The organism is Streptomyces sp. NPDC005070 (assembly GCF_053600395.1).
In genome coordinates, this window is record NZ_JBSFZS010000601.1 from 1 (window position 1) to 1010 (window position 1010).

The window sequence follows — 1010 nt, forward strand, 5'->3', positions numbered from 1 at the left end:
GGCGATCAAGGCTTCCGGTGGCCCCGAGGTCGACAAGCGCCGCATCGAGCTGGGCTCGCCCATCAAGACCCTGGGCGCCCACGAGACGTCCGTGCCGGCGACGCAGCAGCGCACGGCGCTCGCGCTCGGTCATGCCTCCCCAGACGCCGTGCTCGATGCGCTGGTCCAGTGCATAAGCGAGGCATTCCGTGAGCACGGGGCAGCCGATGCACAACATTTTGGCCCGGTTCTGCGCCGCGCCTTCGACGAACAGGTCGTCCGGATCGGCCGTACGGCACAATCCTCGATCGCTCCAGTCGGTGCTCGTCATCTCGTGATGCCGTCCTCTCCCCTGGCCCCCGCCTGCGAGTTGCCCACCTGCCCTGGGCAACAGGCATATGACACTACGCCTTTCGAGGACCGCAACTCTATCTGCCGTACGGCACCACACCTTCGAGTGAGTCCGGCTTGCCTCGCGCGCGCGGCGGCGCTATGGAGGTGCCTCGACGGTTCACGGTGCCGATCAGCGCCTCCCGTACACGTGCGGCCGTCCATCACCCTTCCTTCCGATGGAAAGCAGGAGACATGTCCAGGAACAAACAGACCGTCGAGACCTACTTGGACGGCTTCCGGAAGAACGATCACGCACAGATCCTGAGTTGCCTCACCGATGACATCGAGTGGACGGTTTTCGGCGGATTCCATCTGACCGGCAAAGAGGCGTACGACGCCGCGATCGAGGGCCCCGGCTTCGTCCCGCCTCCCCGGCTGGAGGTCGTCCGCATGGTCGAGGAGGACGACGTGATCATGGCCGAACTCACCGGAACGGTGATGCGTGAGACGGGAGAGCCGATGCGCATGTCGATGGCCGAGGTATTCCGCATGCGCGACGGGAAGATCTGCGAACGCCGGGCATGGGTGATCGAGCTCAAGCGGAACGAATACGTCTGATCCGCCGGGGCGGTTCGGCGGGAGGCTTCGGCGACCGCCTCCGGGCCTCCGCCGGCCCGCGCGGCCGCGTATCCGACGAG

Annotated in this window: 2 protein-coding genes; one reads left to right on the forward strand and one right to left on the reverse strand. The window is 66.1% G+C overall.

Annotated elements, in window-relative coordinates; translation table 11 throughout:
- Nucleotides 1-310, reverse strand: a 310-nt coding sequence (locus ACWEBX_RS41470) for a WhiB family transcriptional regulator (RefSeq protein ID WP_451889824.1), incomplete at its 3' end; no start/stop codon positions are given.
- Nucleotides 311-564: 254 nt separating this feature from the next.
- On the opposite strand from ACWEBX_RS41470, the gene ACWEBX_RS41475 reads away from it, so the two are divergent.
- The gene (locus ACWEBX_RS41475; RefSeq protein ID WP_451889825.1) at nucleotides 565-930 is read left to right on the forward strand and encodes a nuclear transport factor 2 family protein; all 366 of its coding nucleotides are present in this window, start codon (nucleotides 565-567) and stop codon (nucleotides 928-930) included.
- The last annotated feature ends 80 nt before the right edge of the window (nucleotides 931-1010 follow it).

What these genes read in the sequence shown, in the direction of transcription:
- ACWEBX_RS41475 (WP_451889825.1), top strand. Translation starts at nt 565, where the DNA reads ATGTCCAGGAACAAACAGACCGTCGAGACCTACTTGGACGGCTTCCGG.